The sequence below is a fragment of the Serratia plymuthica genome, from assembly GCF_018336935.1.
Taxonomy (GTDB): Bacteria; Pseudomonadota; Gammaproteobacteria; order Enterobacterales; family Enterobacteriaceae; genus Serratia; species Serratia plymuthica_B.
Genome location: NZ_CP068771.1, coordinates 2,298,111 through 2,314,604 on the forward strand (window position 1 = coordinate 2,298,111; position 16,494 = coordinate 2,314,604).

A 16,494-nucleotide genomic window follows, 5' to 3' on the forward strand; every position below is an offset into this window, starting at 1 on the left:
TTCGATTGATTGGGCGTCATCGTTTTAATGTACTGCATAGTGGGCACTATTAAAGCCAAATGAATCAAACCAATAAATACCTTTCATAATAATGGTTGCGCTGCGTAATTATCCAGCCCAAGGCTCCTTTGGGTTCTCCTTGCCCTAAACCCTTCAAGCTTGTATTACTCTGTCCGACGTTTTACTCCGGCGCCTGCCGGCGGCAAACGCTCAACACCAATTGCCGCAGCCAACGATGGGCCGGCTCTACTTCGGAACGCGGATGCCACATTTGCGAGACGGTAATACCCTGGGTTTTTACCGGCAGTTCAAAAGCGAAAAGTGCGGCGCCAACCCCGTTCCCATTAACGGCGGGTTGATTGACAAGAAAAGAGGCGGGCACCAGCGCCAGCAGGTCTGACGCCTGCGCCACCGCCAGCGCGGCGGGAAAGCTCGGCACTACGGCGGCGATGTTCCGCTCCAGCCCCAGCTCCGCCAGCGCCTGATCCACCGGCCCGATTATCCGCCCGCTGCGCGAGGCGACAACATGCCCGCAGGCAACATAGTGCTCCAGGGTAACGTCAGGCTGCAGCGCCAGCGGATGACCCTTTCTTGCCACCCCCACGAACCTGTCCCTGAATAGTGCCTGCAGGCGTATTTCCGGCCCCATGTCACCCAACACGCCGATCTCGAGATCAACCAAGCCTTCTCGCAACGGCTTTGAGGTTTTCTCGGGTTTTGGCGCAAAGCGCAGGCGCACCAGGGGGGCTGCCGTTGCCGCCGCCGCGATAAGCGCAGGGCCGAAAGCCTCTACAAAGCCGTCGTTGGTGCGCAGGATAAAGGTGCGTTCCAGCGTGGCAGGATCCAGCTCCGCTGAAGAAGGCCGGAGCACGGCGCGTGCCTCGAAAACGGTATTTTGCGTACGCTCGCGTATCTCTTCGGCATAAGGTGTCAGCACCATGTTGCGCCCGGCGCGTACCAGCAATGGATCGCCGGTTGCCGTGCGCAAGCGGCTGAGCGTGCGGCTCATGGCCGAGGCGCTTAAGCCAAGACGGCGCGCTGCACCGGCCACGCTGCCTTCGGCCAGTAACACGTCGAGGGCAATGAGTAGGTTGAGATCGGGTTCCGTCACGCTGTTTTGTCTCCCTGGCCGAAGAAAAAGAGAAGGCGTTGCATGCAGGTTATAACGGCAAACGCTGCGTATTCCGCCTCCTATTATGCTTGGTTATATTCACTGCGTGACAAGATATCTCATGTTTGGAGGAAATAATTTATGCCAACCTGTTCTGCTAAAAAGACCGTGCTGCTGATTGGCGCATCCCGTGGGTTGGGAGGAGTATCTGGCGTGCGTCACAGTGACGATCCCTGGACGCTGTTGCTGATGGCGCCGGGGTGGGTACGCGGGCTGCATTACCTCGATTACCTGGGCCGGGTTGTACCCTGGTAAATGGGGAGACGACGCGTAAATCTGCAATAAAAAAGCCGATAGTAAATACTATCGGCTTCAGACTGCTGACAAAGCCCGTTATTAGGGAGAGCGTGGCGAAGGGGTCGTAGCGGCTTGCCCGCCGGAGCACCCCTCGGTGCGCTAGGCCCGGGTATCTCGGATTCAAAGACCACTTTGTCATCAAACTCAAGCCGATAGCAGAATACTATCGGCTTTTAACCGCCATTAACGGCAAACCGGGTTTAAGCGGTCGGCAACTGCTGTGCGGTGGTTTCCACCAGCGCCAGCAACGTTTTAATGTCTTCCAGGCTGACGGTCGGGTTCAATAACGTCATTTTCAGGCAGGTGACGCCATCAAACTCGGTAACGCCCACGTTGGCACGGCCGGATTCCAGCAGGGCATCGCCAATCCGTTGGTTGAGCAAGGCGATCGCCGCATCGCCACTCGCCGCCAGCTGCGGCGGGAGGTAACGGAACAGGACGCTGGCCAACTGCGGCTGCATCACCAGTTCCAGCGACGGTTGATCGCCGATGTAGTGCGCAACCTGCTGCGCCAGCGTAACGCCGTGATCGATGATCTCCGCGTACTGTTTTTGCCCCAGCGCTTCCAGACCCATCCACAGTTTCAACGCATCGAAACGGCGGGTGGTTTGCAGCGATTTGGACACCAGATTCGGCACGCCTTGCGCTTCGTCGAACTCGGAGTTCAGGTAGGCCGCCTGATAGCGCATCAGCTCATAGTGACGGGATTCTTTCAACAAGAAGGCGCCGCAGCTGATGGTCTGGAAGAATTGCTTATGGAAGTCCAACGTAATGGAATCCACCAATTCAATGCCGTCCAGATAATCGCGGTATTTCTCCGACAGCAACAACGCACCGCCCCAGGCCGCATCGACATGCACCCAGATCTGGTGTTTCGCCGCCAACTGCGCGATAGCGCGCAGGGGATCAATAGCGCCGGCATCCGTGGTGCCTGCGGTCGCGACAATCGCCAGGATCTGCTCGCCATTGGCTTCGGCCTGCGCCACTTTTTCGGCTAAATCGTTCAGGTCCATACGCGCGAACCGATCGGTTTTCACCAGCGTGACGGATTGGTAACCCAGACCCAGCAACGCCATGTTCTTTTGCACCGAGAAGTGGGCGTTTTCAGAACATAAGACTTTGATTTTTTTCAGGTTGCCGACCAGTCCATCCTGCTGGATAGAGTGCCCCTGGCGCGCAAAGAAGGCGTCGCGCGCCAACATCAGGCCCATCAGGTTGCTCTGGGTACCGCCGCTGGTGAACACCCCGGCATCGCCCGGCTGATAACCCACCTGGGTGCGCAACCATTCGATCAACTTCATCTCGATGATGGTGGCTGACGGGCTTTGATCCCAGGAGTCCATGCTTTGGTTGGTGGCGTTAATCAAGACCTCGGCGGCCTGGCTGACCACCAGGCTTGGGCAATGCAAGTGCGCCACGCACTGCGGGTGGTGAACCGACAGGCTGTCTTTTAAAAAGTACTCAATCGCGCGTTCAATCGCGGCCTGGTTGCCCAGGCCCTGTGGATTGAAATCGAGCGTAATGCGTTCACGCAGTTCGGCAACGGTTTTCCCCTGATACATCTCAGGTTGTTGCAGCCACTGCACAACGGCCTGGCTACTTTGTGCAATCGCTTGCTGGTATGCCTCGGTGCTTTGCGCCGAGGCCGCCAGAATCGGGTTTAACTTGGACATCGCGGTCATTCACTCCACATCAGACGGGTTTGACGCCGGCCGCTAACAGGGCTTGTTCAAATTTATCCAGGAAAATACCCAACTCATCGTTGGTGATCAGCAGGGAAGGCAGTAAGCGCAGCACGCAACCATTGCGGCCACCGCGCTCCAGAATCAGCCCGGCTTCAAAGCATTTTTTCTGCAGCAGTGCGGATAATTGGCCATCGGCAGGGTAGCAACCCATATGGTCTTGAGCTTCGCCAGGTTTGACGATCTCAATGCCAATCATCAAGCCCAGACCACGCACGTGACCAATCACCGGGTAACGTTTTTGCAGCTCGGCCAGTTTGGCTTTCAGCCATTCGCCCTGGGCGGCCACTTTTTCGGCAATCTGATTGTCTTTAAGGTGCTTAAGCGTGGTCAGGCCGGTCGCCATCGCCAATTGGTTGCCACGGAAAGTACCGGTATGGTGGCCAGGTTCCCAGGCGTCAAACTGCTTCTTGATGGCCAATACGGCCAATGGCAAACCGCCGCCGACGGCTTTGGACATCACGATGATGTCCGGCTCAATGCCCGCGTGCTCGAAGGCGAAGAATTTGCCGGTACGCGCAAAGCCGGCCTGAACTTCATCGATGATCAGCAAAATGCCGTGTTCCTGAGTGACCTTGCGAATGCGCTGCAACCACTCGGCCGGGGCCGGGTTAACGCCGCCTTCACCCTGAACGGCTTCCAGAATGACGGCCGCAGGTTTGCGTACGCCGCTTTCGACGTCATTGATCAGGTTTTCGAAATAGTAGGTCAATGCCTTGACGCCGGCCTCGCCGCCAATGCCCAGCGGGCAGCGGTACAGGTGCGGGTAGGGCATGAACTGGACTTCCGGCATCATGCCGTTGATGGCTTCTTTCGGCGACAGGTTACCCGTTACCGCCAGCGCGCCATGGGTCATGCCATGATAGCCGCCGGAGAAGCTGATCACGCCGGAGCGACCGGTGTGTTTCTTGGCCAGCTTAAGTGCGGCTTCAACGGCGTCTGCGCCGGATGGGCCGGTAAACTGCAGGCAATACTCTTTGCCCTGGCCGGGCAACAAGGAGAGCAGGTATTCGGAGAAACGATCTTTCAACGGCGTTGTCAGATCGAGGGTATGTAACGGCAAGCCGCTGGTAATGACATCTTGGATGCTTTTCAGCATGTCAGGGTGGTTATGCCCAAGCGCCAGGGTTCCGGCACCGGCCAGGCAGTCAAGATACTGATTATTCTCAACGTCTGTGATCCACACACCTTCTGCTTTGGCGATGGCCAGTGGCAATTTGCGTGGATAACTTCTGACATTCGATTCAAATTCGGCCTGTCTCGCCAAATAGGTTTCATTGTTTCCATTTAATGAATTCGCAACTAAAGTGTCAATACGGACTTTATCCGTCATCATATCTCTCCTACAACCGGGGGTGTCAAAACGCCCTGGTTGAATTAATTGAATTTAAAAGTAAACCCGGTAAAAAATCGCGTACAATATATGGCTTTTTAGCCTGGGACTCAATAGCTTATTTCCCATTGATTTTATTGTGTTTTTTGTGCCTCAACCAATATGTTGCTGTTTTTGTGACCATTCATGCCACCCCTCAGGGGCTGTACCCTCGGCGAAAATGTTTGCTGACAACATTTAGACACGTTTTTTATGTGGCGATAGACTGAGCATCCGGGGGCGAGTCGTCCGCCAGGGTGCGCCAGTAGCGGCCCTGAGCAGAGGCGACGCGTGCATCAAAAAATATCGAATAATTGCGGGCGTATTTTATTATCATGGTGAGTATATATTTTTGCTGAATACATAATTTTTATTTGAGGATCTTTGCAGGGAATTAACCCGAGTGCTATATTCTAAATTCCATATTTTATCGACTCTTCACAGTTAAAGTCATTCCAATAAATATAAAGATCACGCTAACAGAGTTAAATGTAAAAAATATTAGCACTCAAAGTGACTTTTATTTTTATGTCATGTGCCGCCACGGGATAATTACGCCTTTTATTTCCCTCGGAAACAAGAGGGTGCCGTTTTTATTGTATTTATGTGAGGCTTCTATGAACTCTATTTGTCGGGCGTTATTCTATGCCTTTGTATTAACGCTGTCTTTTTTTAGCGGCACCACAGTTATTGCCGGCCAGTTAATTTTGAAAAACACCTCGTTATCGCCCATGACGTGCACGGTTGACGGCTGGACGGTCTCTTCCGGCAGCAGTTTCGATTGGTTCATTAAGGTGCAGCCGGGGCAGTCATTCTTCGTCGGGCAGAACACCAGCAGGCCGAAAGATCCCGTTATTAATTGGGCAAATTGCAATAACCTGCAAACCCGCTCGATGAGCATTACGCCCAGCGGCCCGAATCAAACGCTGGTGTTGAATGGGCAGCAAACGCAAGTATTGAACGTCTCGCTTTATCCTTTCCTTCCTACGCTACCCACGGATAACTTCGAAAATTTGGTCGCCTATGTCGTGCAGACTTATCAGTCGCAGCACCCGCAGGTGTTACTCAATGCGGTGCTGAATCCGCAGGTGAATATTTACAGTTTTACCGAGTTGCCGGTCCTGCTGGGTAATGATGGGTTCGACGTGATTGAGCTTGATGTCCTTTATCTGGGTTTTCTGGCGGATAATCATCTGATCAACCCCGCCCAGATCACCGGTGAAGAGCCCTGGGCCGTGGCGCTGGCGGGGGCGACTTACCAGGGACGGCTATGGGCGATCCCCAGTTGGCTCTGCATGGACTTTTTCTACGCATTCGATCAGGCGATTCAGCAGCAGAATACCTTGTCGAAAATGCTGAATTATTTGAATACCCGAACCTCGTCAGTCGCCAAAATGGCAGGCAGCTTTAATGGCAGTTGGGCCATTCCTTCCGACTATATCAACGCTTATGTGCAGACTTACGGTTACGGTGCGCTGCAACAGGCGATGCAAATGCCGCCCGACAACGGCGTTGTCCATCAATTGGTTTCACTGTCTGATACCTGCAGCTTTAACGGGGTCAACAAGTGTACCAACAACACCTATCACAACGCCCCGAATGGCGGCGCCGAGCAGGTGTTCGCCTCCGGGCAGGCCAGCACCGACATGGGGTTTTCCGAGCAGTCTTTCTACGTGAATCTCTATTCTTCAGCGCAAAAACCGCTGTATGTCGTGCCTGCCCCTTGGGGAGAACACGCCCAACCGCTGTTATTTGAAGATGCTTTCGTTACCAGCGCCGCGACGTGCAAGCCGGGTAGCCAATGTGCGGCCAATGCGCAAGCGTTCACCACGCTAATGACCGGCACTGCGATGAAAAATTATATCGTGCAGTCCAAAGATCTGCCCGCCGGTACGCCGTGGCGGACGTTGTTGGTGGCCACTCAGCAATTCTGGCAACAGTCGATCATTACCAATAACAGTTATTACCAACAGCTATCGCCGATATTTATGACGGCAAAGGCGTTTCCCAATAACTTTACCGCACAAAGCCAGGTTGCCATGGCCAATGGCATTTGTAATGCCTTAAAACAGCAGCAACCTGATTTCGTTTGTAAAAGCACTAATAGCACCCGCATGTTAGCCCCATCTCACGGCAGTTCCATCATCAACCCAGGCAACGCTGATAGCAGGAGAGGTTTATGAGTATTGGACCCGTTTCCGGTAATGGCATCACCATCACCTTACCCGTAGGAAAAACGCTATTTTGGACCGCCAATGTCCAGGCATCTTATTCACAATATGTTCTGGTTCGCGACTCGACGAATCAGGTGGTTATTCAGAGCAGCGGTTCATCGACAGGCGGGCATTCGCCGACCCAGATTGGTCAAGGCTCGTTTGTGACCGCCGGCAGCGGGGTTTATACCGTTTTCATCGGCTATAACAATGGCCAGGCCTGGTCCCAGGTCATGTGGGATGAAATCGCGCTGAATATCGGCAGCCAGATTTATTCCAGCTGTTTCAATTTCATTAGTGAAGACGGCGCGGATCAGGATTTCAATGATACCTGCCTGACACTGACCTGGTTTAACAGCATTGGTTGAGGAGCACAGAAATGGCAATTGGACCCGTAAATGGCAATGGCATTGCCATCAATATTCCCTCAGGGAAAATAGTTTTTTGGTCTGCTTTGGTTCAAAGCTCGGCCAACCAATTTATTCAGCTGCAAGACAGCCATTCAAACGTGGTCTTCACCACGCAGGGGGCCAGTTCCAGCGGCGGTACGCCCACGCAGATCGGCGAGGGGTTCTTCCAGGCGGCCGACGCCTCCGGGAATTACACCATCTGGATCGGAACCAATGGCGGACAACGTTATTCCCAGGTGATCTGGTCGCAGGATGTGATTACCAGCGGCGCAACGGTCTATTTTGGCAAATACATTTTTGCCAGCGAAGACTACACCGACAATGATTACAACGATTCATTGTTACAGCTGCAATGGTTCCAGTTCGTGGGTTAACCCCTGACCAAATGGCAGATCGCACCGAGCGGGGCAACGTCGCTTGGTGCGAAAAGAGCTTCTTACCAATAACAAATCTGACAACGAATTGATGGAGGTAGTGATGAAGGCACTAGCGGGTAAAAATCAAATGTCTTATGGCGGTAACGGTGGGTCTTTCAACGCAGTCCAGGATACCGGTGGCCAACAGGTGGTGATCAAGAGCGGCAGCAAAATCGACTCCATACAAATCGGCAATAACAAATATGGCGGTGGCGGCGGTAGTACGTCGGCCAGTTTCAAACTTCCGCAAGATGGGAAATTTACTATTTTGCGCTTGTGCACCAATGATGATGTCGTCGGGTATATCAAACTGGTATGCGACGGCGTGACCTATGAAGCGGGGCGCATCACCGGGGATGGCGATTTGTCTTTCGGCAGCGGATTGACCGTATCCTTCGCGGGCTTTTCATCCGGCTCCATGATCGACATGATCTTGTTCACTACTTATTACTGAGCTGACTGTTGAAGGCTGCCGCGGATGCTCATTGGCGCACGCGGCCGCCCCCTGTTTTTCGTTGTATGAGTTTGCGTTGTCGGCGCGACGGCACCCGAGTCGGTCGTGGGCGCAAACCGAGCATTTTTGCAACGACGGCCGCTGATTCCGGACGCCGTCGTCAACCATATCCGTGCGATGTATTGCAGACTGAATCCTCTGCCGGCATAACGAAAGGAGGGGCTGTCGTGCGCACAAAATACCGATAGATGGGGCGTGCCATGGGAAACAAAAATAATCTTGATGTCAAAGTGCTTGAAAATCAGGCGGCCAACCTGAAAGTGAAAGCGAACTTGCTCGCCGCGTCGCCAAACGAAGCCGGATATTCCAATGCCCCGACGTACAGTTCCCTTGGCTATGAGGTCGATCCGCGCACAGGCACGCTGCAGGTTACCCTTTCGCCGCCGACTTTCTTTGGCGCCCTGGGCCGCGACATCACGCCATCCATCGGTTACAGCCCGCAATCGATCGCCTCGGGGATCACGCTTCTGGGGCTTCCTTTGGGCTGGAGCTATTCATTCAGTTATATCGCCGCGAGTCAGGTATTCATTAATGGTTCGTCCGGCTACTACATCGACGATGCGTATGACTCGGGTTTGCGCTACTACAACCTGAAGGATCTTGTCTTCACCCAGGATTCGGGGACGTTCCCTTACGATAACCAGCTAAAGTACAGCAATACATTGCAATTTATCAGCGGCGAAACGCAGTATTTCGACGCTCACGGCAGATTGATCGGCATGGCGGATCGCTGGGGCAACCATGCCGTTTTTTATTACACGCAAGAGGGCGATGTCTATAGCAGTAAGTTATCCCGCATCGTCGGGTTTGCCGGGCAGGCGATCACCTTCGCCTACAGCGGCGAGGGCATCGAAATCGCTTATCCCCAGGGAGGGAAAAACGCTATCTCCTTTGCCTATTTGGTGGATAGCCAAAGCTATCTGGTGGGTTATGTCAATCCGCTTGGGCAAACGTTCACCGTCGTCAATCGGGGTGGGCTGGTCAGGAACGATTTGATTTCTCAGATCACTTACCCGAACGGCGTCTCGGTCGTCTATGAATACACCACGCTGCGTTATTACGTCGATGCGAATCGGTCGCAGTTTTATCGCATCGATGGCATCGCCGCGACAAGGCAGAGCTATGTCGATACCGCCGGACAAACCCAGACAAGGTCGGTTTCCTATTCCTATGACCCCAACGGCGATGCCCACAATTACACGGGTTATCCGACGTACATCATGGGGAAATATCAAGATACCCTGCTGCAAAGCAATGATGACGATTACCGCTATGTGAGCCAGGTCGACGATGGCGTACTCGTTGTGGAGCATCAATACAATCGGCTCCATCTCGAACTGGTGACGAAGACCTTCACCAAGGATGTACCGCACCGGCTTATCCGGCAGGTCACCAATACGTTCATCAGCGAAACCGACGGGAAATATTTTCCGCCGTACTACGAATTAAAACTGATACCTAATTATCAGACCCCCATCAAGGTCGTGACCGAGATTTACAACGACGCGGGGGAAACGTTAATCAGCGAGATAGAGTCGGACTTCGACGACTACGGAGCGCCGACGGAAATCCGCTCCTATGGCAGCAGAGTGGCGGGCGAGGCGTCCAAACTGCTCAATAAGGTGCAAACCCTTTACGATTATGCCGGCTATGGGCAGCTTGTCCGGCAGGACACTTATGACTATACGGATGGGACCCTCGTCAGAAGAATCGCCAATAGCCTGACCGGCGACAAGAAGAATATCGCAACGAGCACGGACGGTTTTGTCGTCTCTGTCGACGGAAAAGACGTATTTGGCCCGAACAAGAAGATCACTTATCGCTACAACGCCTCGGGCAAGATTGTTTACGATAAGTTGGAATGGGCGGATGGCGAAAGCCATGCGCTGGAGAGCACCGAGACCTCGACCCGTTACGCGCTTGCCGTTCCCGTATTGACGGTCACCACCACCAATGCGCAAGGCATATCGAATACGACTGAAATCGATACGGTGACGGGATGGATGATCAGCCAGGCTAATGCCCTGAATTATGGTTCCAGCTATACGTACGACAACATCGGCCGCCAACTGACCTCGACCGATCCCATGGGCGTGGTGACGGAGTGCATTTTCGACGATCCCGTCAACCAGGCCACGACCCGGTATGCCAACGGATACGAAACCTACGTTTATAACAATGGGTTCACGGACCTGGTCAAAACTGCCGACAACGGCGGCCATGACAAGGCGGAGCGCAGGCTGACCGCCAATGGGTACAACGACAAGGGCCAATTGATCTGGACCGAAGGCATCCTGGGCGCCGACTCCCGGATCCTGTACACCTATGACAGCAGAAACCAGTTGGTCACGGCGACGGATGCGCTCGGCAATGTCAATCGCTACGAGTATGACACCGTGGCTCAAACCAAGACGGAGTTCTTTAACGGCGTCAAGGTGAGCACGCTGAGCAAGAATGACAACGTGCTCGATGAAATCACTTACTCCAGCCTGCTTGCTTCCGAGAGCCTGTCGGCGACGAGTCTCTCCAACAGCTATTCGAACATCATCAAGTCACTGACGGGGGAGCCATCGGCAGGGAAGGAATGGCTGGCGGCATCCTTCCAATACGATGTCAATAACCAGGTCAGCGTCTATAGCGCGACAGGCAGTGACGACATCGTGCAACGCCAGGATATCTCCAGGGATTTATTTACCAATGCGGTATTCACCGGCGTCCATGTCAGCGCGCCGAAGGCGAACGCGTCCACCGCTGGCGGCGATACCTATCTTTACGATAATTTGAATCAGTTGATCACCGACACCAATGCGCTCGGCCAGCAGTACACTTATGCCTATAACGAGATCGGCCTGGTATCCCGTTACACGGATTATGCGGGAAGGGTGTTCGCATGCGGCTACAACGCCAATAACCAGTTGGTATCGGTTGCCTGGAGTGATCAGGGCGTGCAGTGCAAGAAGCAATATACCTATGATCCTCTGACGGGGAAGGTGCTGAAAATAGAAGAGTTCCGCCAGGGGGAGAGTAATGGGAGCATTGCGTATGGCTACAGTTTGGGCGGTGCGATTGAATCGGTGACCTATCCCGACGGGAAAAAGATCCTTTATGAATATGACCCCGGCACGGGGCTGCTCAGCAAGTTCACCGATGCCATCGGGAAGGTCACGCAATATACGTACGACAATTACGGCCGGGTAATTCTGCAACAGATCGTCGGAGAGGATTACAGCGTCCAGACCGACTATTACAGCAAAGAGGAGAGCGCCGCCAACAGCGGCAAGCTCAAGTCGATCCGGGTCAGCAACGGCATATCGAGCAGTTTCGCCTATGATGGTTTCGGTTCCCTTGCGCGGGCGGTCATCACCGATACGTCCGAGGGTGCGAGCCATCCTGTTTTGCTGGAGACGCAATACTCCTACGATCCGATCACCCGTAACCTGGTCAAGCTGCAATCCAGTTCGGACGCGTTTGCGCAAGATGCCAATTTGAATTATCTGGCGAACTACGGTTTCAACAGCCTCAACCAGCTCACGGAACAGCGGAAACAAATCCTGGGCGGCGAGGTTGTCGTCACGGCGTACCGGTATGACGCGGCCTGCAACGTCATCCAGGAAGAACGCAGGGTCGGAACGACAAGCCAGTCGACGACCTATACCTACGATCGGGACAACAAGTTATTGCGCATCGACGCCTCGTCCGGCGCAATAAACTTCGCCTACGACGCCAATGGCAATTTGACCGACGACGGGACGGGCGGCACCTATCGCTACAACGCGCAAAACAGGTTGATTGGATATAGCGATATCGGCGGCAATCTGGTCGCCGAATACGATTACTACCCCGATGGGCTGCGGGCCAGTAAAAAGGTCAATGATGGCGCGGCGATCCAGTTTTATTACGACTATTCCCCATCCCCCAATATCGTCAATGAGATACAGGGAGATAAAACCAGCCACTACCTGGCGCAGGGAAGCAAGAGATACGTGCGCCTGGTCGACAGTGCAGGGAGCACCGTCCCCGAATATTTCATCGCCTCCTTCAGGGACATCGTCGGCGTTCTCGATGCTTCCTGCGAGAGGGGGGCCAGCTACGCTTACGAACCCTATGGGCAAGAAGAGAGCGTCAGTCATCTTCTTGCCGATATCAGCGTAAATCCATTCAGATATACCGCCGAATATACCGATCTCGAGTCTTCCCTGATCTATCTGAGGGCGCGTTACTACCACCCTGGCATCAAGCGCTTCATGAGCCGGGATACTACCGACCTGATCAACCGTTACAACTATGCGAATGGCAATCCCATCATGGGCAGCGATCCCAGTGGGGATATGAGCATAGGGTGGATGATTGGTGCGGCTATCACGGGCATCGTCGTGGGGCTTCTCACCGGCGGCGCGGGCGCATTGGCCCTGGGTACGGGCATGGGCGCCTCGATCGCGGTCGGCGCGGTGGCGGGTGTGGCCGGTACGGCGGCCAGTAATGGCATCACGGAATGGGGGCGCCATGCGAGCGGCGAACCAGGGTTGAGCGCCAAGGACTGGGGCGTCAGCCTGTTGGCGGGCGCGGTCTCCGGCGCAGTCGGCGCCGGTGTCGGCGGCGCGGTCGGGCGTGGGGCGATGAACGCCACGATGAATGCGGGCTGGTCAGCCGGGAGAGTCACGGCTGTCGGTATCCTGTCGGCTTCCGTGTCCGGCGGTTTCTCCGGCTCGGTGGCCTCTGCCGGCGTCACTGCCGGCTTCGAGCATCAGGCATTCTTCAGCGCCGAAGTGTGGGAAAACATCGGCATCAGCGCTGCGGTCGGCGTGGGAGCCGGCGTGATGGCATCGGGCGCGCATTTCGGTTTCGGGAAAATCGGCGGCATCCGTACCACGCCGGTCGAAATGAGTGCCACTGAGTTCAGCGTCGTTACGGATACGAGCACGCCTCATACCATTCTTGAGTTCAATCCCCAGGAAGCCCATCAATGGCAAGGCAGGAGACCAAGCTGGCTGGGGGCGATGACCGGGGGGCAGGATACCGTGATTGTGCATGGCCACCCGCGATTCTCTTTCCCTGAGGACGTGCAAGGCCGGTATCGTTATGCTTCCGCCAAGACCACGGCCCAGGCGATACAGAATAATATCGGCGGCGGCGGTGGCACCGTCAGGCTGATTTCCTGTTCCGCAGGAAAATGGATAGGCGTGGAAAACATGGCGCAAACCATCGCCAATACGCTCAATCGGCCGGTGGAGGCCTATACCGTCGCCATTAGCATTACCGAGGTGGTCTATGGCACAGTGACGCCGGTCACTTATCGGCCGAATGTGTAAAAGCGGCTTTGAAATGGCCGCTATTCCATGCATCCCCTCAGGCCCGCTGTTGGAGCCATTCGCGATAGCGTCGGGTTATGCGCTTTGCGCGCAGTTGGTCAACGATTAACGAGACCAGCGGCGAGTAACGTACGTTGCGCGAGTGGCCGTTGCCCAGTGCGTGCAGGCGGCGAGTGACCAGCGCCATGCGAGCCAGCGCCGCCATAGTTTTGTTTTTCCATTCCACCGGTTTGGGCAACGCGTGCGGTTCCTTGCCGGCTTGCCACTGCAGCGGCAGGTCGGGTACCTCCGCCAGAGCCGTTGCAATGCCTGCCACCGCAACACCGCTATCCAGCACTTGCTGAGCGACAGCCTTGCGAGCGATGCCGCCCGTCGTCATTATCGGCATGTCGGCGACCGCCGCAAGCTCACGGGCGAACGTCAGGAAATAGGCTTCACGCGCCAACGTACGGCCATCCGTCGTTTTGCCCTGCATTGCCGGGCTTTCGTAGCTGCCGCCGGACAATTCGACCAGATCGACCGGCAAACGGTTAAGCAGCAGGATCACCTGCTTCGCATCGTCTTCGGAGAAGCCGCCGCGCTGGAAATCGGCGGAGTTCAGCTTGATCGCCACGCAAAAACCTGGCGATACCCGCTCACGCACGGCGCGTACCACCTCCAACAGCAAACGCGCGCGATTAGGGAGGCTGCCACCCCATTGATCGGTACGCTGATTGGCCAGCGGCGACAGGAACTGAGAGATCAAATAACCGTGCGCAGCATGAATTTGCACCCCGGTAAACCCCGCTTGCTCTGCGGCGTGCGCGGTGGCGGCAAAGCGGGTGATGACTTCATCGATCTGCGCCGGGCTCATGGCGGTTGGCTGAGCGAACAGCTTGCTGTGCTTCCCCATTTCCAGCGGGACAGCTGAGGGGGCCCAAACGTTGCCGCCCATAGCGGCCATGACCTGGCGGCCGGGGTGATTAATCTGCATCCAGACTTGCGTGCCGTTGTGGCGCGCAGCTTTTGCCCAGGCTTTAAAGGGTTCCAGCGGGGTATCCGCCTCAAGCGCCACGCTACCTGCGCCGGTCATTGCCCGGCCGTCGATCATGACGTTGCCGGTAATGATTAAACCGACGCCACCCTGCGCCCAGTTGCGGTATAAACGATGCAGTGCGGGGCCGGGCAGTTGGCCTGCGTCGGCCAGATTTTCTTCCATCGCGGCTTTCGCCAAACGGTTCGGAAGGCGGCTGCCGTTAGGCAGAGTCAGCGGGTTAAACATGATGGTGATTCCTTAATCGGTAGTCGATATCATGTAGACTAAGGTTAAAGTTAACTTTAAGGTCAAGCGAAATGAAAATAGGTGAGCTGGCGGAGCGTTCGGGCATAGCGGCATCGGCGATACGCTACTATGAACAACAGGGGTTGTTGCCTAAAGCGGTGCGCGGCGCCAATGGTTATCGCCTGTATGGGCAAGCGTCGCTGGAGCGGCTGCATTTGATTCAGCTCGGGCAAAGCCTGGGTTTTACGCTGGAAACCATGGGGAACCTGCTGGCGCTGGAGGGCGTAGGCGTAGCCTATGAAGACAGCCTGACGCAAAACATCGAGGCGCGGCTTGCCGAAATCGACCGGGTAATGGCGACCCTGAGCGCCCAGCGGGAATCGCTGTTGGAAGCGAAACGCAAACTGGCCACCCTGGGCATCGAAGGCATGTGTCAGGAAACATCGGATTTGGTGGCAACGAAGACAGCGCGTCATCGGCAAAAAAGTGACGAGGTCACTACAACATCGGGTAAATGAACCCGCAGCTGTGAGCAAAAAGGAGCGTGTTTTGACTGTTTCAGCCATGATCCCAATGCTGGAGATGCAGTTGCATCAACCGGCGACGCGCAACAACCGCAAGCTGGTCAGTGAATTGCTGCATGACGATTTTGAAGAGACGGGCCGTTCGGGGCAGCATTATGATAAGCGGCAAACCGTTGCGGCGCTGGCGCAAGAAACCGGCCGGGCAGTGATCCATGCCGAAGATTTCAAACTGGCCATGATTACGGAAGGGGTGGCGTTGCTGACGTACAAAAGCTTTCAGCGTGATGCCGCAGGCAATATCACGGGGCGCACGTTGCGCTCATCTGTCTGGGTGTTATCGGAACATCAGACTGGCCAGCGTTGGCAGCTGCGTTTTCATCAGGGCACGCCGGTAACGGAGTAATTGTTCATTAAAGCCTCGCGCACCCCAATAAAAAGAAAGCGGGCAATACCCGCGTCAGAATGAGTAATTAACGCCAAAGGAGAGCGAGCCGGTATTTGATTTATCCACCATTGGGCTGTCTTTAACGGTATTTGGCAGCGATTCGTAGCGCGCAGAGACAAAAGTCTCCCAGCTTTGATTAATATAATAGCGCGCGGCCAATTCCAGGTAAGGGGTAAAACTGTCGTCCGGGGTATAACTGGCCAGCCCGCTTCGGCGCGATTCGCCGGCGTTGATGCCATAGTAATATTTATTTTGGTTTTTGCTGTCCCATCTAACGCCGGCTATCGGCGTGATTTCCCAGTCATTCAGGTGGATGGGGTACAGATAGGCCAGATCGCCCACCAGGCCGTTGCTATTGTTCAACAGGTCAGCGGAAAGCGCCGTGCGAATCGCTCCCCAATCGGCGCGATGGGTGTACTCAAAACCGGCCATTACGGTTGAGCGGCGCTTGTTCAGTCGCTTCATTTGCTCATCGTCACTGTCGCCGGGTTTGAAATGCAACGGCGAATAATAGCCCATCACATCCAGTTGATTCTGTTCGTCTTTCCACAGGTGATACCCCCCCTTTAACCCGTGCAGATAAAAATCCTCACCCTCATACCCAATGAGCGGCAGAGCGGTCAGGGTGTTGTCCGTATCACGATAGGGGCTGATGCCGCTTCCTGCGGCTGCGCCAAGCGACCATTCACCGGCGAACGCGCCCGACGCATAGAAAAGAGGAAGAATCAAAAGCACTCGGCATTTCATTAGGGGGTAAAGGCTCATAAAGTCTACCTGAATATCAATATCCACGGAGTGTGGTACTCAGGGAATCTATAGC

The 16,494-nt window shown here is 55.0% G+C and carries 13 protein-coding genes; 8 read left to right on the forward strand and 5 right to left on the reverse strand.

The features are described from left to right. Nucleotides 1-181: 181 nt before the first annotated feature. Nucleotides 182-1,111, reverse strand: coding sequence for a LysR family transcriptional regulator (locus JK621_RS10945; RefSeq protein ID WP_212559807.1), 930 nt, complete (start codon nucleotides 1,109-1,111; stop codon nucleotides 182-184). A gap of 141 nt (nucleotides 1,112-1,252) precedes the next feature. Between JK621_RS10945 and JK621_RS25580 the strand changes: the two genes are divergently transcribed. Beyond that, a complete protein-coding gene (locus JK621_RS25580; protein ID WP_249337172.1) occupies nucleotides 1,253-1,426 on the forward strand; it encodes a hypothetical protein in 174 nt (57 codons plus the stop codon). A gap of 242 nt (nucleotides 1,427-1,668) precedes the next feature. Here JK621_RS25580 and JK621_RS10955 read toward each other — a convergent pair whose 3' ends face one another. Next, complete coding sequence (locus JK621_RS10955) at nucleotides 1,669-3,141, reverse strand: pyridoxal phosphate-dependent decarboxylase family protein (protein WP_212559808.1); 1,473 nt, start codon at nucleotides 3,139-3,141, stop codon at nucleotides 1,669-1,671. A 19-nt stretch (nucleotides 3,142-3,160) separates the two neighbouring features. Beyond that, nucleotides 3,161-4,543, reverse strand: coding sequence for a diaminobutyrate--2-oxoglutarate transaminase (locus JK621_RS10960; RefSeq protein WP_212560183.1), 1,383 nt, complete (start codon nucleotides 4,541-4,543; stop codon nucleotides 3,161-3,163). A 770-nt stretch (nucleotides 4,544-5,313) separates the two neighbouring features. Between JK621_RS10960 and JK621_RS10965 the strand changes: the two genes are divergently transcribed. The 5 genes from JK621_RS10965 to JK621_RS10985 all read left to right on the forward strand — a co-directional run bounded on the left by JK621_RS10965 (nucleotide 5,314) and on the right by JK621_RS10985 (nucleotide 13,444). After that, nucleotides 5,314-6,765, forward strand: coding sequence for a hypothetical protein (locus JK621_RS10965; RefSeq protein WP_249337173.1), 1,452 nt, complete (start codon nucleotides 5,314-5,316; stop codon nucleotides 6,763-6,765). Continuing rightward, on the forward strand, nucleotides 6,762-7,163 hold the full coding sequence (locus JK621_RS10970; RefSeq protein ID WP_212559810.1) for a hypothetical protein: 402 nt from the start codon (nucleotides 6,762-6,764) through the stop codon (nucleotides 7,161-7,163). Before JK621_RS10965 ends, JK621_RS10970 begins: the two co-directional genes overlap by 4 nt. An 11-nt stretch (nucleotides 7,164-7,174) precedes the next feature. Further along, nucleotides 7,175-7,579: a fucose-binding lectin II gene (locus JK621_RS10975; RefSeq protein ID WP_212559811.1), complete on the forward strand. Its 405-nt coding sequence runs from the start codon at nucleotides 7,175-7,177 to the stop codon at nucleotides 7,577-7,579. A 103-nt stretch (nucleotides 7,580-7,682) separates the two neighbouring features. Continuing rightward, a complete protein-coding gene (locus JK621_RS10980; protein ID WP_212559812.1) occupies nucleotides 7,683-8,075 on the forward strand; it encodes a hypothetical protein in 393 nt (130 codons plus the stop codon). A 260-nt stretch (nucleotides 8,076-8,335) separates the two neighbouring features. Continuing rightward, nucleotides 8,336-13,444, forward strand: coding sequence for an RHS repeat domain-containing protein (locus JK621_RS10985; RefSeq protein WP_212559813.1), 5,109 nt, complete (start codon nucleotides 8,336-8,338; stop codon nucleotides 13,442-13,444). A gap of 37 nt (nucleotides 13,445-13,481) precedes the next feature. Here JK621_RS10985 and JK621_RS10990 read toward each other — a convergent pair whose 3' ends face one another. Next, complete coding sequence (locus JK621_RS10990) at nucleotides 13,482-14,705, reverse strand: NADH:flavin oxidoreductase/NADH oxidase family protein (RefSeq protein ID WP_212559814.1); 1,224 nt, start codon at nucleotides 14,703-14,705, stop codon at nucleotides 13,482-13,484. A gap of 71 nt (nucleotides 14,706-14,776) precedes the next feature. Here JK621_RS10990 and JK621_RS10995 point away from each other — a divergent pair, with 71 nt between their 5' ends. Both JK621_RS10995 and JK621_RS11000 read left to right on the forward strand, forming a co-directional pair. Beyond that, nucleotides 14,777-15,223, forward strand: a complete 447-nt coding sequence (locus JK621_RS10995; protein WP_212559815.1) for a MerR family DNA-binding transcriptional regulator — start codon at nucleotides 14,777-14,779, stop codon at nucleotides 15,221-15,223. A gap of 31 nt (nucleotides 15,224-15,254) precedes the next feature. Then, on the forward strand, nucleotides 15,255-15,632 hold the full coding sequence (locus JK621_RS11000; RefSeq protein WP_212559816.1) for a DUF4440 domain-containing protein: 378 nt from the start codon (nucleotides 15,255-15,257) through the stop codon (nucleotides 15,630-15,632). Between the two features lie 54 nt (nucleotides 15,633-15,686). Here the strand turns inward: JK621_RS11000 and JK621_RS11005 are convergent, their stop codons facing one another. After that, on the reverse strand, nucleotides 15,687-16,439 hold the full coding sequence (locus JK621_RS11005) for a MipA/OmpV family protein (protein ID WP_212559817.1): 753 nt from the start codon (nucleotides 16,437-16,439) through the stop codon (nucleotides 15,687-15,689). Nucleotides 16,440-16,494: the final 55 nt, after the last annotated feature.

Excerpts from the sequence above, each read along its gene's own strand:
- JK621_RS25580 (WP_249337172.1), top strand. The coding sequence starts at position 1,253 with ATGCCAACCTGTTCTGCTAAAAAGACCGTGCTGCTGATTGGCGCATCC.
- JK621_RS10995 (WP_212559815.1), top strand. The coding sequence starts at position 14,777 with ATGAAAATAGGTGAGCTGGCGGAGCGTTCGGGCATAGCGGCATCGGCG.
- JK621_RS10980 (WP_212559812.1), top strand. The coding sequence starts at position 7,683 with ATGAAGGCACTAGCGGGTAAAAATCAAATGTCTTATGGCGGTAACGGT.
- JK621_RS10965 (WP_249337173.1), top strand. The coding sequence starts at position 5,314 with ATGACGTGCACGGTTGACGGCTGGACGGTCTCTTCCGGCAGCAGTTTC.
- JK621_RS10990 (WP_212559814.1), bottom strand. The coding sequence starts at position 14,705 with ATGTTTAACCCGCTGACTCTGCCTAACGGCAGCCGCCTTCCGAACCGT.
- JK621_RS10970 (WP_212559810.1), top strand. The coding sequence starts at position 6,762 with ATGAGTATTGGACCCGTTTCCGGTAATGGCATCACCATCACCTTACCC.
- JK621_RS10985 (WP_212559813.1), top strand. The coding sequence starts at position 8,336 with ATGGGAAACAAAAATAATCTTGATGTCAAAGTGCTTGAAAATCAGGCG.
- JK621_RS10975 (WP_212559811.1), top strand. The coding sequence starts at position 7,175 with ATGGCAATTGGACCCGTAAATGGCAATGGCATTGCCATCAATATTCCC.
- JK621_RS10960 (WP_212560183.1), bottom strand. The coding sequence starts at position 4,543 with ATGACGGATAAAGTCCGTATTGACACTTTAGTTGCGAATTCATTAAAT.
- JK621_RS10955 (WP_212559808.1), bottom strand. The coding sequence starts at position 3,141 with ATGTCCAAGTTAAACCCGATTCTGGCGGCCTCGGCGCAAAGCACCGAG.
- JK621_RS11005 (WP_212559817.1), bottom strand. The coding sequence starts at position 16,439 with ATGAGCCTTTACCCCCTAATGAAATGCCGAGTGCTTTTGATTCTTCCT.